Here is a 16606-nt window from a genome sequence, read left to right as displayed (position 1 = left end):
AATATGTTGTACCATCTATTTACGTGGCTTAGCGAATATATCCATATACCAGGAGGAGGTTTGTTTCAATACATCTCCTTTAGAACATCTATGGCTGTTATCGCTTCATTAATTATTACCACGGTTTTTGGGGGAAAATTGATCCAGTTCTTGCATAATAAACAAGTTGGGGAGACAATTCGTGATTTAGGGCTAGAAGGTGAAAAAAAGAAAGCTGGTACGCCCACAATGGGAGGAATAATTATCATTGCGGGGATCTTGGTTCCTACCTTATTATTTGCCAAGTTGACAAATATCTATGTGATCATCATGATTGTAACGACACTTTGGATGGGGGCAATAGGTTTTCTGGATGATTATATTAAAGTTTTTAGACATAATAAAGAAGGGTTAGCTGGAAAATTCAAAGTGGTTGGCCAGGTCGGCCTTGGGGCTATTATTGCCTGCACGATGTATTTTCACCCGGATATTGTGGTACGTAAAGGTGTGGATAAGCCAACTTCAACTAAACCGGTGGAAGTGGTTATTAACGAAGGTACAGGAGAAAAAACATATGCTGAAAATGTGAAATCTTCTAAAACAAATATCCCTTTTTATAAGAATAATGAATTTGACTATGCCAAGGTGTTCAAGATGTTTGGCTTGCAAAGTGACTATTTGACTTTTGTAGTCTTTTTAATTGTTGTCATTTTTATCGTTACTGCAGTATCCAATGGTGCTAATATTACCGATGGCATCGATGGCCTGGCCACAAGTACGTCCGCAATAATTGGGGTTACCTTGGCAATTTTGGCTTATGTGTCTGGTAACGTGATTTTTTCAGACTATCTCAATATTATGTATATCCCCAACTCTGGTGAGCTTGTGATTTTTGCAGGAGCATTTGTGGGAGCTTGTGTCGGTTTTCTATGGTATAATACCTATCCTGCACAGGTTTTTATGGGGGATACAGGTAGCTTGGCAATTGGAGGTATCATTGCGGCATTTGCGATTTTGATCCGTAAAGAATTGTTGATTCCGATTTTATGTGGTGTGTTTTTGCTGGAAAATCTCTCTGTAATCCTACAGGTTTCCTATTTCAAATACACCAAAAAGAAATATGGTGAAGGAAGAAGGATATTTTTAATGTCTCCTTTGCATCACCACTTCCAAAAGAAGGGGTATCATGAAGCAAAAATTGTAACACGTTTTGTCATTGTGGGAATAATTTTAGCCATTCTGACAATTGTAACATTAAAAATTAGATAACGATGTCAAATATATCAACAGCATATTACCCTCAATCAGGAAGCTTGGTCATTTTAGGCGCAGGTGAAAGCGGTGTGGGTACAGCAATCCTGGGAAAGGAAAAGGGCTATGATGTTTTTGTGTCGGATAAAGGGCTGATAGCGGATCATTATAAGGAGCAATTGAAAGCGGAAGGCATTGCTTTTGAAGAGGGGAATCATGATGAATCTCGCATATTGAATGCGGCTCTTGTTGTCAAGAGCCCCGGAATTCCGGAGACAGTGCCCTTGGTGGTCGCCTTAAAGGAAAAAAATATTCCGGTAATTGCCGAAATAGAATTTGCAGCCCAATATACTGCTGCTAAATTAATTTGTATCACAGGATCAAATGGGAAGTCTACGACAACCATGTTGACATACGAAATGCTAAAGCATGGTGGTCTCAATGTTGGTTTGGCTGGTAATATTGGAAAAAGTTTTGCCCTTCAGGTCGCGCGTGAAAATTTTGACTGTTACGTATTGGAAATTTCAAGCTTTATGTTGGATGATATGTACCATTTTAGAGCAGATATTGCTGTAATTCTGAATATCACGCCAGATCATTTGGATCGTTACGACCATAAAATGGAGAATTATGTGGATTCCAAATTCAGAATGATACAAAATCAGACGGAGAAAGATTATTTTATATACTGTCTAGACGATCCTGAGACGATCAAAGGATTGGAAAGACACCATAGTAAGGGGACTTATTTACCTTTTACACAAGAACAGCTTGTTGAATTGGGAGCCTATTTAACTGCCAATAAAACAATGATTATTAATACACCAAATAACGATACATTCACTATGAGAACTGAGGAATTGTCATTGCAGGGGAAGCATAATATTTACAATAGTATGGCTTCTGGATTGATTGCAAAAGTGCAGGAGTTGAGAAATCAAGCGATGAAAGAGAGTATGGGATCGTATGTGAATATTCCACATCGTCTTGAACACGTTGCCTGTATTGGGGGTGTAAACTACATCAATGATTCAAAGGCGACGAATGTTAATTCGGTATGGTACGCTTTGGAAAGTTTTTCGACACCGATCGTATTGTTATTGGGAGGTGTAGATAAAGGAAATGACTATACGATGCTTGCTGATTTGGTGAAAGACAAAGTGCATGCTATAGTTTGTTTAGGAAAAGACACTGCAGCAATTCATAAGGCCTTTGAGCAGGATGTTGAAATTATTGTTAACAGTACATCGATGCAGGATGCAGTTATCTTGTCTTCACATTTAGCTAAAAAGGGTGATACGGTATTATTGTCCCCAGCGTGTGCGAGCTTTGATTGGTTTAAAAACTACGAAGATCGAGGTGATAAATTTAAAGCAGCTGTAATGGAATTATAAATAAATGGTACAACCATAAAGGGAGAAGGATATGCTACAGAACATAATGTCTAAATTAAAAGGTGATCGATGGATATGGATCATTGTGATGATCTTATCGGGATGGTCACTTTTGGCTGTATACAGTTCGGTCGGAACCCTGGCCTATAAAGAGGGAAGGGGGACAGAAATGTATCTGTTGAAACATTTTTCTATCATCGCAGTGGGATTTATTTTGATGTACCTTTCTCACAAATTGGACTATCGTTATTACGCTGGTATATCCAAGATCATGATGGGAATTACAATCCCTCTATTGTTGTTTACCTTGTTGTTTGGAAGTAAGGTCAATGAAGCTAGTCGTTGGTTGACTATTCCGGGTATCGGCTTGACTTTTCAAACTTCGGATTTAGCCAAGCTTTCTTTGATTGTTTTTCTTGCACGGATGTTATCGCGTAAGCAGGAAGAAATTAAGGATGTGAAAAAGTCATTCTTACCAATCATGGGATCAGTATGTGGGGTGTTTATTCTCATCGCCTTGGCGAATTTGTCTACAGCACTCATGTTATTTGGTGTTAGTGTATTGCTGCTGCTGATTGGTCGGATATCGTTTAAACAGATTGCTATTGTTTGCTGTGGTGGAGGAGTTCTATTGATGTTAGTCATCTTTTTTGGTCCACGTAAAACAACATACATTAGTCGGGTAAAATCGTTCTTTAATACCGAAAAAGTTGATAAAACCGTTTCATTCCAGGATGATAAGAACTATCAGGCAAATAACGCAAAGATCGCAATTGCTACCGGTGGACTCTTTGGTAAAGGTCCGGGAAATAGCGTTCAGCGAAATGTATTGCCACATCCATATTCCGATTTTATTTATGCAATTATTATTGAGGAGTATGGCACCGTCGGTGGGGTGATCCTGCTATTTCTATACTTGGCTTTTATGTATCGATGTATACGTATAGTCACGATGAGTCCCAAGGCGTTTGGGACGTTCTTGGCCGCTGGTTTAGGTTTCAGTCTTACCATACAGGCGCTAGCAAACATGGCGGTAGCAGTAGGGTTAGGACCAGTAACTGGGGTGCCATTACCATTAGTGAGTATGGGAGGAACTTCGATTTTGTTTACAAGTGTAGCCTTAGGAATTATTCTGAGCGTGAGTAGAAATATTGAGGAATTAAAAGGAAAAGAACAGTTGGATGAAAAACCGAAGCCCAAAAAGGTGGTTATCGGCTCCATTCCAGCTTAAACGATATATTGAGCATGGCAATTCGAGTAATAATAAGTGGGGGTGGTACCGGAGGACATATCTTTCCGGCGATTTCAATTGCAAATGCGTTGAAGACGATGGATCCTGCAAATGAAATTTTATTTGTAGGTGCTAATGGTCGGATGGAAATGGATAAGGTGCCTGCTGCAGGTTACACTATTGTTGGACTTGATATTCAGGGAATCAATAGAAAGCAGCTTTGGAAAAATATCCTATTACCATTTAAATTAATGAAGAGTCTTCGTAAGGCAAAAAAGATAATTCGGGACTTTAAACCCGACGTCGCAGTAGGTGTTGGCGGTTTTGCTTCGGGACCTTTATTGATGATGGCGAATAAACTGGGAATTCCTACAGTTGTTCAGGAGCAGAATTCTTACGCGGGCGTAACAAATAAAAAAGTCGGTGCTAAAGCAGCAAAGATTTGCGTAGCCTACGAGGGGATGGAACAATTCTTCCCAGCTGATAAAGTGTTGTTGACTGGAAATCCGATACGAAGAGAGTCTGTTGCGATCGAGGGAAAAAAGGCTGAGGCTTTGGAGTTCTTTGGATTGGATCAACATAAGAAGACAATCTTGGTACTAGGAGGAAGTTTAGGTGCTAGAACATTGAATGAAAGCGTCGTTGCCTATTTGGATGCTCTGCGTAATGAAGAGGTACAGGTGATTTGGCAATGTGGTAGCTTTTATATCGACACTCTTCGGACGGAATTGGAAGGAAAACTTCCGGCAAATGTGAAGATGATGGCATTTCTTCAAAAAATGGATTATGCCTATGCTGCGGCTGATTTGATTATTAGCCGAGCAGGAGCAGGTACGATCTCAGAACTGTGTGTGATCGGGAAACCCGTTATTCTGGTTCCTTCGCCAAATGTTGCGGAAGATCATCAGACTAAAAATGCAATGGCATTGGTCAATAAACATGCAGCACTGTTAGTGAAAGATATAGATGCTGCAAAGACTTTGATTCCAACAGCCTTGGATTTATTCGGGAATCCGGATAAAGTGGCAGAGTTGAGTGAAAATATAAAAATACTTGGTAAGCTGGATGCTGATATTCAGATTGCAGAGCAAGTGTATAAATTGGCAAATAAGAAATAGATAATGAGTATGAATCTAGATGCAATAAAACAAGTTTACTTGATCGGAATTGGCGGCATCGGCATGAGTGGCCTTGCACGCTATTTTAAGCATTTGGGCTGTGAGGTGAATGGATATGACCGTACGGAAACCGAATTGACCAAGACATTGGTCAAAGAAGGTATTTCGGTCACATATCAGGATGATGTGAATTCTATTGATTCTATTTTCCATCAGCCTGTAGCTGCTACATTGGTGATATTTACACCTGCGATTCCTAAGGATTCTAAGATTAAAGCATTTTTTGAATCTCAGGGTCATGTATTGTATAAAAGGTCACAAGTACTCGGTATCATTAGTGAAAGCAGGTTTACCATTGCGGTAGCAGGAACACATGGTAAAACGACTACCTCAACGATGGTAGCACATTTGTTAAAAGATTCGGGATACGATTGTTCCGCTTTTTTAGGCGGTATCAGCTCTAATTACGATACGAATGTGCTTTACGGAAACAATAATACCGTAGTGGTTGAAGCTGACGAATTTGACCGTTCATTTTTGACACTTCATCCGAATATCGCGATCGTAACTTCTTCGGATGCAGATCATTTGGATATCTACGGTGATAAGAGCCATTTGCTTGAATCTTTCCAGTTGTTTTTGGACAAGGTCGTTGATGGTGGCACACGTATAATAAGGAAAGGACTGGAATTCAAGGGCCAGATTAGTTATTCTGGCCAGGAAGTGGCAGATGCTTATGCGTCCAATGTTCATGTAAGAGAAGGAGAGTTCTTTTTCGATTACCAGGATGCCAATGGGAAAATTGAAGATATTCATTTGGGTATTCCTGGGATTCACAATGTTGAAAATGCTGTTGCAGCAATTACGGTAGCACGTCTGTTGGGAATTTCGACCGAGGCAATTAAGACTGCTTTGACAACATTTAAGGGCGTCAAAAGACGATTTGAATATATTGTCCGCACGCCGGAGGTGGTTTACATTGACGATTATGCACACCATCCTGAAGAGTTACGGGCATTTTTGACTTCAATGCGGAAATTGTATCCAACAAAGAAACTAAATGTTGTATTTCAGCCACATTTGTTTACGCGTACCAGAGATTTTGTGGATGGGTTTGCTGAGGTATTATCTACTGCGGATAATCTTCTCTTAATGGAAATATATCCAGCACGGGAACTTCCGATAGAAGGGGTTAACTCAAGTTGGTTGTTGGATAAAATTACAGCGCAGCATAAACAGATTGTTACAGCCGAAGAAGTATTAGATTTTGCACGGAATGAAAAACCGGATTTAATCGTGACTGTAGGAGCAGGAGATATAGATAAATTGGTAAAACCATTACAAGCGATTTTAGAACATGCTTAAAAAATTACGTGACATACAATGGAATCGTGTACTCTACTTTACCCTATTTTTTATTGGGGTTATTGTAGTTGTTGTGATCATGAACATTGTAGGCAAACGTGATGAACAACAACTTTGTAAGGACGTGAAAATAGTCATCGAAGGGACAGAGGCTTTTATTGATCAAGCAGATATTTCAAAATTAATTGAGCAAAACTACGGAAGTTTTGTAGGGAAGAAGGTCAATGGCATTCCTTTTCAGCGCGTGGAGAAGACACTGAAAAAATTGCCTTATGTATCGAATGCAAGCATTCATGCCGATATGAATGGTACAGTAAAGATTAATATAGATCAGCGCGAAGCGGTCATGCGGATTATCAATAAAAATGGACGTGAGTTCTATGTTGATCCCAAAGGTTTAAAGATACCGACTACATTAAAGTATATCCCGCACATCATGGTGGCAACTGGCAATATAGCCGAAGGATACAACGAAGCATTGGATACAATCTCAACTTCCTTGGTGAAAGATTTGGTGAAGGTGGCGGAGTTTATTGGAAAGGATGAATTGTGGAGTAACCAGGTTGTACAGATTTATGTGAATGCCGACCATGACATTGAACTTGTGCCCCGTGTTGGAACACAACAATTGATTGTTGGATCTGCCGATTCGTTGGAACAAAAATTTGAATTATTAAAAACATTTTATACGCAGATCATGCCAAAAGTAGGTATCAATGCCTATGGTGTGGTGAATGTAAAATACGGAGGACAGATCATTTGTGAAAAGCGAGGAAATTGGAGCTTTTCAGATGATCAAACAAAAAAAATAGCAAATAATACATTATAGTAATACAGCAACAATACAGGAAATTATGAACTCAAAGGCAGCAGAAATTGAAAGAGAGAATCCAATTATCGTGGGACTCGATATTGGTACTACCAAAATTTGTGTTACGGTTGGGAGACGTAGCTCAGGGAACAAAATCGAATTATTAGGTGTGGGCAAAGCCGACTCTGCTGGTGTGAGCAGGGGAGTGGTTGCCAATATCCAAAAAACTGTGGGAAGTATTTTGGAGGCGGTAGAAATTGCCGAAGCACAATCTAATGTCGATATTAAGGTTGTCAATGTGGGGATCGCTGGTCAGCACATTAAGAGCATCCAACACCGTGGAATATTTACCAAAACAGATGGTGATGATGAAATCATTCGAAGAGATATCGAACGATTGATTTCAGATATGTATAAACTGGTACTGCCTCCAGGAGAAGAAATTATACATGTTTTACCTCAAGAGTTTACGGTAGATAATGAACCGGGTATCCGCGAACCTATCGGCATGGCTGGACGTCGTATAGAAGCAAATTTCCATATTATTTCGGGAAGAGTTACCGATATCAAAAATATTAAAAAATGTATTGATAATTCCAACCTGGAAGTTGCTGAACTGATCCTTGAGCCTTTGGCATCTTCGGAAGCTGTATTGGATGAAGATGAAAAAAATGCTGGTGTTGTATTAGTTGATATTGGTGGTGGAACGACAGATGTTGCAATCTTCCATGAAGGAATTATTCGTCATACTGCTGTAATCCCATTGGGCGGTAATATCGTGACTGAAGATATTCGCCAAGGTTGTTCTGTATTGCGTTCGCAGGCGGAATTGCTGAAAACTCGATTTGGATCTGCTCTTGCAGATGAAAATAAAGAAAATGAGGTAATTTGTGTGCCGGGATTGAAAGGTCGTGAGCCGAAAGAAATTTCGGTGAAAAACTTAGCTTATATTATTCAAGCTAGAATGGAAGAGATTATCGAGCACGTGTATTACGAGATCAAATCTTCTGGTTATGAAAATAAACTGATAGGGGGTATCGTTATCACAGGAGGTGGAGCTCAATTGAAACATTTGGTACAACTCGTTGAGTACATAACTGGAATAGATTGTCGTGTAGGTTTTCCTAACGAGTATCTTTCGAAGAATGAAGTGTTACCGAAACCGCTATTTGAAGAATTGAAAAGCCCATTATACGCAACAAGTATTGGCTTGTTGATCAAAGGGATTCAATCGCATGAAGAAGAGGAAGATAGTCGTAGAGAAGTGCATGCTCCTGCTAAAAAAGTGCAGGCGACCACGACGACGAAAGAAGTTTCGGAACAACAGCAAAAAGAGCAAGGATTGTTGTCATGGTTCAAACGATTTATTAAGGATGGTAACGAAATTGATGACGCAAGTTTTTTAGATAAAAAGTAAGTTTTCCACAATGGTTGAAGTTTTCCACAATTTCACAAATGTGGAAAACTTTTGTTGAAATTATATTATTATTACATTACATATAGTGGGTTTGGTTCATTTTGATATCGTGTTCATTATAAGTTAAATAGGGATAAGTTATGTCAATACAGTTTGAAATGTTAAAAGAGCAATCTTCAATAATCAAGGTTATTGGGGTTGGTGGTGGTGGCGGCAATGCCGTAAACCACATGTATAAACAAGGAATTAGTGGGGTAGATTTTATCGTGTGTAATACTGATGCGCAAGCATTGGAGTTAAGCCCGATCCCAAATAAAGTTCAATTGGGAATAAGTCTAACCGAAGGTATGGGTGCTGGAGCAGATCCTGATGTAGGTGAAAATTCCGCTATCGAAAGTATTGAAGATATTAAACGCATGTTGGGCACCAATACCAAAATGTTGTTTATTACTGCTGGTATGGGTGGTGGTACAGGTACTGGAGCAAGCCCCGTTTTGGCTAAGGCCGCTAAGGAATTGGGTATTCTTACTGTTGCGATCATTACCACACCATTTACGTTCGAAGGTAAACGTCGTCGCTCACAAGCGGAAGAGGGACTTTCGGAATTACGTAAATATGTAGACTCTTATCTTGTTATCTCCAACGATCGCTTGCGCGAAATCTTTGGAAATCTAACGATGACAGCAGCTTTCGCAAAAGCTGATGATATATTGACGACGGCAGCAAAAGGTATCGCCGAAATTATCACTATCCCTGGTTATGTAAACGTCGATTTTAAAGATGTTCGTACAGTTATGAATGATAGTGGTGTAGCGATTATGGGTAATGCGATTGCCGAAGGCGAAGATCGTGCGTTACGTGCAGTAGAAGGTGCTCTGGCTTCTCCATTGTTGAAAGACAATGAGATCGAAGGAGCTCGTTATATTTTATTAAATATTACTTCTGGAACAAAAGAGGTAACGATGGATGAAGTTGCAATCATTACAGATTATATTCAAGAAAAAGCAGGCTTGTCTGCTGATTTGATCTGGGGTAATTGTATTGACGAAAACTTTGAAGATGAATTGTCAGTAACAATTATCGCAACAGGTTTTCAGACTTCAGAAGAACGTGATAAAGAGCGCGAAAATACAAAGGTATCTATGCCCTTGACACCTGAACCGGTAAATTCTTTTGTTAAACCTGTTTCTCAGGTGGCTCCAAAAGAAGCGCCAGTTGCCAATAGTTTTGTCACTCCGGTTCAACGTGTGGATACACCAGCTCCTTCAACAAATACATCGACGCCGAATAATCTGCAGTCTGACTTATTTACTTCTCCTAAAAATGTTGTGCAACAACAGCAAGTAGTGATTGAAGAACCACAAGTAATACGTCATGATTTGGGGTTTGATGGCGCTTATGAAGAGGAGACTCCATTCGCTGAAAGTGATTTTCAATTGAAAACTTCACCTTCTGTTTTTCAGTTTCAAATGCCGACAGTATTTGATTCATATGCTGCTCCATCATCATCAGACTATGATGAAAGACCTACGTTTTCTTCTAGCACAACCAATGAGCAGATCGAAGTTCCTCAGGTAGAAGAAGAACAGGTTTCGTTTGAGGATCAATTGGTACGTACAAAAGAGCGTATCCTGCGCTTGAAAGAACTAAGCATGAAATTGAAATCTTCGAATGGTCTTCATGAGTTGGAAAATGAGCCAGCTTACAAAAGAAAGCAAATGTCATTGGAGGATACACCACATTCTTCGCAGTCACAAGTCTCTCGCTTTACATTGTCATTTGAGGATGGAAATACCGAGATTCGACCAAATAATTCATTTTTACATGACAATGTAGATTAATCGAATTGACATAAAATACTAAAAAAGCCATCCAATCGGATGGCTTTTTTAGTATCTTTAAATACCGATATAATACAATTATACAAGCTATGACTACAAAATTAAATAACCCTGTATGGGTGATGAGTTCTGCCTTTGATAAATTGTCACTACCAGAATTGATTCAAACAACAAAAAGAATTGGCGCCGGTGGAATTGACCTTTGTGTTTTCAGAAAAGATGGTACACGCGAGGACCATACAGCTACACATTTAGACTATGAGGGATTTACACCAGTAAAAGCTAAAGAGACGCTAGAATTGTTTAATCAGGCCGATTTAAAGCTTTCACTTGGAGCCTTTGAGAATATGATTGGAGGGGATCCCGAACAGCGTGTGAAAAACCAGAATCACCTATTAAAATTGATCCGGATTGCCCATTTGTTGGGTGGTGATGAGAATAATGTCAAAGTTGGTACTTTCGTCGGTTATAATCACGAATTGGGAAATCAGCTAGATGGATTTCAAAAAAACCTGGATGAGTATAAACGCGTATTTGCACCAATTGTTAATTACGCTGAGAGTCTTGGGGTAACAATACTATATGAAAACTGTCCTATGGAGGGCTGGCGTTCTTCAAGGTATAGTTCTACCTACAACAACTTACCTGCCGTCTTGGCAGCACGTAAATTGATGTATGCAATGGTTCCTAGTAAAGCACATGGTGAAATTTACGATCCTTCACATGATGTTTGGCAAAATACAAACCCAATTGATATTATTCGTAATACTGATATCAGTAGATTGCAGCGTATACATGTGAAAACTACGCGAAATCTGCAAACAACTGCTCGTGTAGACTGGGGTGGAATGTATCCCATGCAACATGTTGATGCTGAACTAGCAAAAAAAGCGAATGTGAGTATTCCGGGGCATGACTGGGATAGACATCATTATGAAGCGATGCTTCCAGGATTTGGTGGATCAGATAGCATGGATTGGCGTGGTTTTGTTGATCTACTTCAGGAACGTGGATTCAAAGGGCCTTTTGAAATTGAAAATGAGGCAAAAAATTCAAAAGATACGGGTGATTTCTCAGCAACAGTACAGGGATTTACGACCTGTCTTAATTTCTTAGCTCCTATGTTATGGGATTTGGAAGCTGAGGTTGGTTACACTTATAAAAAATCTGAACCTTTAAAAGATATCAATGCAAAAGATATTCCGGTTACTACGATGGATGATCTGATCTAAAAAAAATACACTCCAACAATCTTCTAATTGCTGGAGTGTATTCTGAAAAGTTCAATTAGTTCAGGAATATTGGAAACATTTAATTTCTCAAATATCCTGCTTTTATAGGTACTCACGGTTGATGGGCTTAGCTCAAGTAGGCCCGATACTTCAATGATTCCTAGACCTTTGATCAGTTGTTTTGCTACATCCACCTCTCTGTTTGACAAGCGTGCCAATGGGTTTAATTTCGTAAGTTCGGATTTACTCTGAGTCAATTTTTGGACGTATAAATCCTGCACATTGCTCGACATATACTTACCTCTTTCTTGGATAGCTAATATAGCGTGGCTCAATTCTGCCATCGCGGTAGTTTTATTGAGATAGCCTACTGCTCCAGCTTCAATATAACGTAAAGCATACAATGATTCATCATAAGATGAGAAAATTAGAATTTTTATAGTAGGTTGAATCTGTAGGATTTCTTCAACAACTCTAATATTGTTTCCTCCTGGCATATTGATGTCCAGTAATAATAGATCGAAATCTTCCAGTTTTATCTTTTCTAGTACCTCGTCGAAATTTTCGGCTTGAAATATTTCCGCTTTTTTAAGGGTCTCCTTAATAATAACGGAAGCTCCGAGTCGTACAATACCGTGGTCGTCTGCAATAAGAATCTTCTTCATAGATACTTTATATTATTCTGGGCTTTAATTACCGTACGAAATTTAAAGTACTATCAATATACAATATATCTTGATATTTTGCCCTAGTTAACGAGCAAATATAGCAAATTAAGTTAATAAAAAACTTGAGCATATCGTTTTAGGTCATAATTTTAAAAATAGGATTTAAGAAGCAAAAATATAGGACAATAAAAGACTCGCGATAAAAAAGTGGTTTATTTTAATTAGATTTATGTGACAATTACTAGTTTTGGTAAAATTTTAAAAGATTAAATGGTTTTAATATGGGATTTTTAAAAGAATTTAAAGAGTTCGCAATGCGCGGTAGCGTTGTTGATTTGGCTGTCGGTGTTGTTATCGGTGGGGCATTTGGTAAAATTGTTACCTCATTGGTTGACGATATTATCATGCCACCCATAGGTTATTTAACAGGTGGCGTAGATTTTGCATCCAAGAAAATTATACTTAAAGTTGCTGATGAGGCTACAAAACAAGCTGAAGTTTCTATTAATTATGGGAATTTTATCAATGTGGTCATCCAGTTTATAATTGTTGCATTATGTATTTTCACTGTTATTAAAGCATTAAATTCGTTAAAACGCAAAGAGGAGGCTGCTCCTGCCGCTCCAGCTGCACCAACAAAAGAAGAAACATTGTTGACAGAGATCCGAGATATTCTGAAAACTAAATAATTTCAAATTTTTATTTGATTTCGAATAAACCAGAGGAGTAGCACTTCTCTGGTTTTTATTCTTGTGCAATTTGTAAATTGGTTTTTTAGGCTGTCAATGAATAAATTAGAGATGACTTTTTACTTAAAGTCTAAATGTTCTCAATATTGTTTGTTTTTGTCTAAAATAAACTTTACTTTTGCATTCCTCTTGGGGAGTTTTGTATTAATTGAAGTAAGAACAAATTAGCATAATAGCGTCATGAAAAGAACATTTCAGCCATCGCAAAGAAAAAGAAGAAACAAACACGGTTTTAGAGAGCGCATGAGCTCTGCAAACGGTAGAAGAGTATTAGCTTCACGTAGAGCTAAAGGTAGAAAACGTCTTACAGTGTCTGACGAATACCGTCACAAAGGTTAATCTTTGACAAGGATCGGTGGCCGCTTATAAGAGCTTTTTCTGATAAGATCAAGTCATCGTATGAGAAATACATTTACAAAAGAAGAACGGTTATGTGCGAAAAGGCGTATTGATACGCTTTTTAAAAGCGGTTCTTCTTTTGTTTTGTACCCTTTTAGAATTGTTTTTGTATTCGAAAAAAACAGTGAGACTGAAAATTTCCCCCCCTGTCAGTCTATTATATCAGTTTCCAAACGTAGGTTCAAAAGAGCAGTAGATCGTAATGCGATAAAGCGTATGATGCGTGAAGGCTATCGTCTTCAGAAATCGAATGATTTGATTCCTTTTTTGTTGAAACATAATGTAACTTTGTATTTAGCTATTCAATACGTGGGCAAACATATCTTAGCATATGATGTGTTCCATACCGCGATGAATAAAATGCTGAAAAAATTACAGGATGAATGTGCTGATGCTTATTTGGAAAAAGGGAATTAAACCTTTCTTTAGTTTTATTTTCTTAGCTATTATTCGTTTCTATCAACTATTTATTTCACCATTCTTGGGTGCCAATTGCCGGTATACACCTACTTGTTCTCAATATGGCAGGGAGGCTATTCTAAAATATGGGCCTTTTAAAGGGGGCTGGATGGCTTTGAAGCGAATTGGACGTTGTAATCCTTGGGGCGGCCATGGCCATGATCCTGTACCTTGATCTCAATATAAACGATGAATAATTTAATTTTACAAATTGATACCTCAACCACCGTTTGTTCGGTTGCTTTAAGCGAAAATGGACAGACATTGGCTGTGATAGATCTTGACGAACCTAATGCACATGCGGCTAAACTGACTGTTTTGATCGAACAAATTTTGTCTGAAACAGAACGTTCTATGAAAGAACTGGCAGCGATAGCGGTGAGCATGGGACCTGGATCTTATACAGGGCTGCGTATTGGTGTGTCTACAGCGAAAGGTCTTTGTTATGGTTTAGATATACCTTTGATTGCGATCAATACGCTTGAAGCATTGTTTTTTGGATATCAAGAGCAATTTGGACTGCAAGAAAACGAAGCTTTTATACCAATGTTGGATGCACGTCGCATGGAAGTATATTCTGCAATTTATGACCATAAGCGCGACCTTGTAAAACCTACTTCGGCAGAAATCATTGACGCTGATTATTATGAAGAACTGTTGACTACATACAATTGTGTTAATCTATTTGGCTCAGGTGCTGATAAATTTGATACATTGTTTGATACCAACGATCGGGTGAATGTGCAGTTGGGGTTTAAAGATTCGGCTGCATTTTTATCGCAGTTGGCGTTTGATAAATTTCAAAATAAAGAATTCGAGGATGTTGCCTATTTTGAGCCTTTCTATCTGAAAGACTTTGTGGTAATGACAAAGAAAAAGGTTGGCTTATAGCCAACCTTTTCTTTTGAACCATAAGTAAATGGCCATCGAAATAGCAACCATGATTGCCATAGCAATGGGGTAACCATAATACCATTCTAGTTCTGGCATATTTTTAAAATTCATTCCATATACTCCAGCCACAAATGTAATCGGCATAAAAAAGACTGAGAAAATCGTCAAAATACGCATGATTTCGTTCGTATGATTTGATGATATATTAAAGAATACATTCAATAATTGCGCAACATTCTCAGATAAGTTTTCATACAATGTCGAGGTGCGTATTTGAAGATCTTTTAAGTCTCGCGTGTATACGTCTTTTTTGGAGGATGAATGAAAATGTTCGATGACCTCCTTATACAAGAAAATAACTTTTCTGGCGACATCTATTTGCCGTTTGATGAAATATAGATTTTTCAGTACAGGCTGTTGCTTCATGCGTTTCAGAAAAATCAGTTCCTCATAAGAATCGATACGTGTTGACAGTTGCTCCAATGTTTTACTGAAAGTGAAAACCGCAGCTGTGGTAATAAATACAGCCAGTTTTCGGCTATTTTTTGTCTTTATACTCGTAAACTCAATGTTTTTGAGCTTCTCTAAAAACTCAATACGGCGTTTATGTACAGTGATTACAAAATCGCTCCCATAGAAGATTGTTAGGCGGTCTGTTACTTCGCCTATACTATCCGAATTCTCTTTGAAACTATCAGACATGACCCGGAGAATAACAAACGTGTAGTTTTCAAATTCTTCAATTTTAGGGAGATGATCCGGTTCCTTGGAATCCTTAATGGAGGCATCATTTAGATTATATCTTTCCTTGATGAACGCAAAATCTTCTGAGGTAGGCTCGGAAATATCAATCCATTCGTAATTTGCGATTTCTTTTTCAACAATCGTTTTGATCATAAATCTAATTTATACAAAGACAAGATACTAAACAATTTTGTTTGTTGCCAATATTTGCAGAGGGGGATTGGGGTGTGCTTTTTAATCAGTAGGCTCAGAGGCTTAATAAATCAAAAAAGCCATCAAATGTTATGATGGCTTTCCTGATATTATTTTAGTCTTCTTATTTGTTGGAAGATTTGTATTCGTCATTTAACTGTTTGATTACTTCATTGGTGATTTCCAGAGAAGGATCAGCATATAATACAGTAGGATTAGATTTAGAATAAGTCAGTACAAGTTTATAACCGTTATCTGAAGCATGTTTTTTCAAAAACTCAGTGATTTTATTATACACGTTGTTGAATTCTTCTGACTCATCTTTAGCGAGGGATGAAGAAGCCGTCTGATCTAATCTTGCCAACTCATCTTGTTTGCGCGCTAATTTTTGTTCGGTAGCTTGTCTATCTGCAGCAGACATTGTAGCGGCATTTTTTTGATAGTCAGCCACCTCACGTTGAAACGCAGCACTTTTAGCTTGAAGATCAGCTTGCGCTTTTTTTACTTTGTTTTCAAGCTTTGATTTGATGTCTTTAAAATATTGATATTTTTCCGAAAGTGAATCAGAATTTAAATAAACGATTTTATCCTTGCTGCTGCCTTGACTCTCTTTGCTTACAGCGTTTGAATCATTTTTGGAAGGTTCATTTTGCGTTTTCGCACCTTGATTACATGATACGATTGTTCCAGCCAATAAAAGACCAAAGGAAACTTTCGATACAATTGAAAATATAGTGTTCATTTTTTTATTATTTGCGAATTAATACTGAAACAAACCTAACATAAAAAAATCGAAATTCTAATTTTTAACCATAAAAAAGTAAAATTATCGACCACTTAATTGTTTCGGATTATCCATTTA

General features: G+C 38.2%; 17 protein-coding genes. 14 read left to right on the top strand and 3 right to left on the bottom strand.

Annotation, left to right across the window (positions count from 1 at the left end):
• Positions 1-3 precede the first annotated feature (3 nt).
• The 9 genes from mraY to LC454_RS05955 all read left to right on the top strand — a co-directional run bounded on the left by mraY (position 4) and on the right by LC454_RS05955 (position 11639).
• Positions 4-1248, top strand: a complete 1245-nt coding sequence (mraY, locus tag LC454_RS05995) for a phospho-N-acetylmuramoyl-pentapeptide-transferase (RefSeq protein WP_120259581.1) — start codon at positions 4-6, stop codon at positions 1246-1248.
• Positions 1249-1250: 2 nt separating this feature from the next.
• Positions 1251-2624 (top strand): UDP-N-acetylmuramoyl-L-alanine--D-glutamate ligase, encoded by a 1374-nt coding sequence (gene murD, locus LC454_RS05990; RefSeq protein WP_223580604.1) that lies wholly within the window; start codon positions 1251-1253, stop codon positions 2622-2624.
• Positions 2625-2655: 31 nt separating this feature from the next.
• A complete protein-coding gene (locus tag LC454_RS05985) occupies positions 2656-3855 on the top strand; it encodes an FtsW/RodA/SpoVE family cell cycle protein (RefSeq protein WP_223580602.1) in 1200 nt (399 codons plus the stop codon).
• 14 nt (positions 3856-3869) lie between these two features.
• Entirely contained in the window at positions 3870-4973 is a 1104-nt protein-coding gene (murG, locus tag LC454_RS05980; RefSeq protein ID WP_223580601.1) for an undecaprenyldiphospho-muramoylpentapeptide beta-N-acetylglucosaminyltransferase, read from the top strand.
• Between the two features lie 9 nt (positions 4974-4982).
• Positions 4983-6338: a UDP-N-acetylmuramate--L-alanine ligase gene (gene murC, locus LC454_RS05975; RefSeq protein ID WP_223581216.1), complete on the top strand. Its 1356-nt coding sequence runs from the start codon at positions 4983-4985 to the stop codon at positions 6336-6338.
• Positions 6331-7167 (top strand): cell division protein FtsQ/DivIB, encoded by an 837-nt coding sequence (locus LC454_RS05970; RefSeq protein ID WP_223580599.1) that lies wholly within the window; start codon positions 6331-6333, stop codon positions 7165-7167. Before murC ends, LC454_RS05970 begins: the two co-directional genes overlap by 8 nt.
• 25 nt (positions 7168-7192) lie before the next feature.
• Complete coding sequence (gene ftsA, locus LC454_RS05965) at positions 7193-8566, top strand: cell division protein FtsA (RefSeq protein WP_223580597.1); 1374 nt, start codon at positions 7193-7195, stop codon at positions 8564-8566.
• Between the two features lie 140 nt (positions 8567-8706).
• The gene (ftsZ, locus tag LC454_RS05960) at positions 8707-10407 is read left to right on the top strand and encodes a cell division protein FtsZ (protein ID WP_223580595.1); all 1701 of its coding nucleotides are present in this window, start codon (positions 8707-8709) and stop codon (positions 10405-10407) included.
• An 89-nt stretch (positions 10408-10496) separates the two neighbouring features.
• Positions 10497-11639 carry a sugar phosphate isomerase/epimerase family protein gene (locus LC454_RS05955; protein ID WP_223580593.1) on the top strand — a complete coding sequence of 381 codons (1143 nt, stop codon included), beginning with the start codon at positions 10497-10499 and terminating at the stop codon, positions 11637-11639.
• A gap of 23 nt (positions 11640-11662) precedes the next feature.
• On the opposite strand, the gene LC454_RS05950 is transcribed toward LC454_RS05955, so the two are convergent.
• A complete protein-coding gene (locus tag LC454_RS05950; protein ID WP_223580591.1) occupies positions 11663-12304 on the bottom strand; it encodes a response regulator transcription factor in 642 nt (213 codons plus the stop codon).
• A 284-nt stretch (positions 12305-12588) separates the two neighbouring features.
• Here LC454_RS05950 and mscL point away from each other — a divergent pair, with 284 nt between their 5' ends.
• From mscL to tsaB, 5 genes are all read left to right on the top strand, one after another.
• Positions 12589-12996 carry a large-conductance mechanosensitive channel protein MscL gene (mscL, locus tag LC454_RS05945; protein ID WP_120259590.1) on the top strand — a complete coding sequence of 136 codons (408 nt, stop codon included), beginning with the start codon at positions 12589-12591 and terminating at the stop codon, positions 12994-12996.
• A 240-nt stretch (positions 12997-13236) separates the two neighbouring features.
• Positions 13237-13395, top strand: a complete 159-nt coding sequence (gene rpmH / locus LC454_RS05940) for a 50S ribosomal protein L34 (RefSeq protein WP_075991291.1) — start codon at positions 13237-13239, stop codon at positions 13393-13395.
• Positions 13396-13455: 60 nt separating this feature from the next.
• The gene (locus LC454_RS05935; RefSeq protein WP_223580589.1) at positions 13456-13872 is read left to right on the top strand and encodes a ribonuclease P protein component; all 417 of its coding nucleotides are present in this window, start codon (positions 13456-13458) and stop codon (positions 13870-13872) included.
• On the top strand, positions 13835-14089 hold the full coding sequence (gene yidD, locus LC454_RS05930) for a membrane protein insertion efficiency factor YidD (protein ID WP_223580587.1): 255 nt from the start codon (positions 13835-13837) through the stop codon (positions 14087-14089). Before LC454_RS05935 ends, yidD begins: the two co-directional genes overlap by 38 nt.
• Before the next feature lie 14 nt (positions 14090-14103).
• Positions 14104-14805, top strand: coding sequence for a tRNA (adenosine(37)-N6)-threonylcarbamoyltransferase complex dimerization subunit type 1 TsaB (gene tsaB / locus LC454_RS05925; RefSeq protein WP_223580586.1), 702 nt, complete (start codon positions 14104-14106; stop codon positions 14803-14805).
• Here the strand turns inward: tsaB and LC454_RS05920 are convergent.
• Together LC454_RS05920 and LC454_RS05915 are read right to left on the bottom strand one after the other, a co-directional pair.
• Positions 14800-15705, bottom strand: a complete 906-nt coding sequence (locus LC454_RS05920; RefSeq protein ID WP_223580584.1) for a CorA family divalent cation transporter — start codon at positions 15703-15705, stop codon at positions 14800-14802. The two genes, tsaB and LC454_RS05920, sit on opposite strands and share 6 nt — an antisense overlap.
• A 163-nt stretch (positions 15706-15868) precedes the next feature.
• Positions 15869-16486 (bottom strand): OmpH family outer membrane protein, encoded by a 618-nt coding sequence (locus tag LC454_RS05915; protein ID WP_223580582.1) that lies wholly within the window; start codon positions 16484-16486, stop codon positions 15869-15871.
• Positions 16487-16606 lie beyond the last annotated feature (120 nt).

Source organism: Sphingobacterium sp. GVS05A (genome assembly GCF_019969845.1).
Lineage (GTDB): Bacteria > Bacteroidota > Bacteroidia > Sphingobacteriales > Sphingobacteriaceae > Sphingobacterium.
This window is presented reverse-complemented; position numbering and strand designations above follow the sequence as displayed.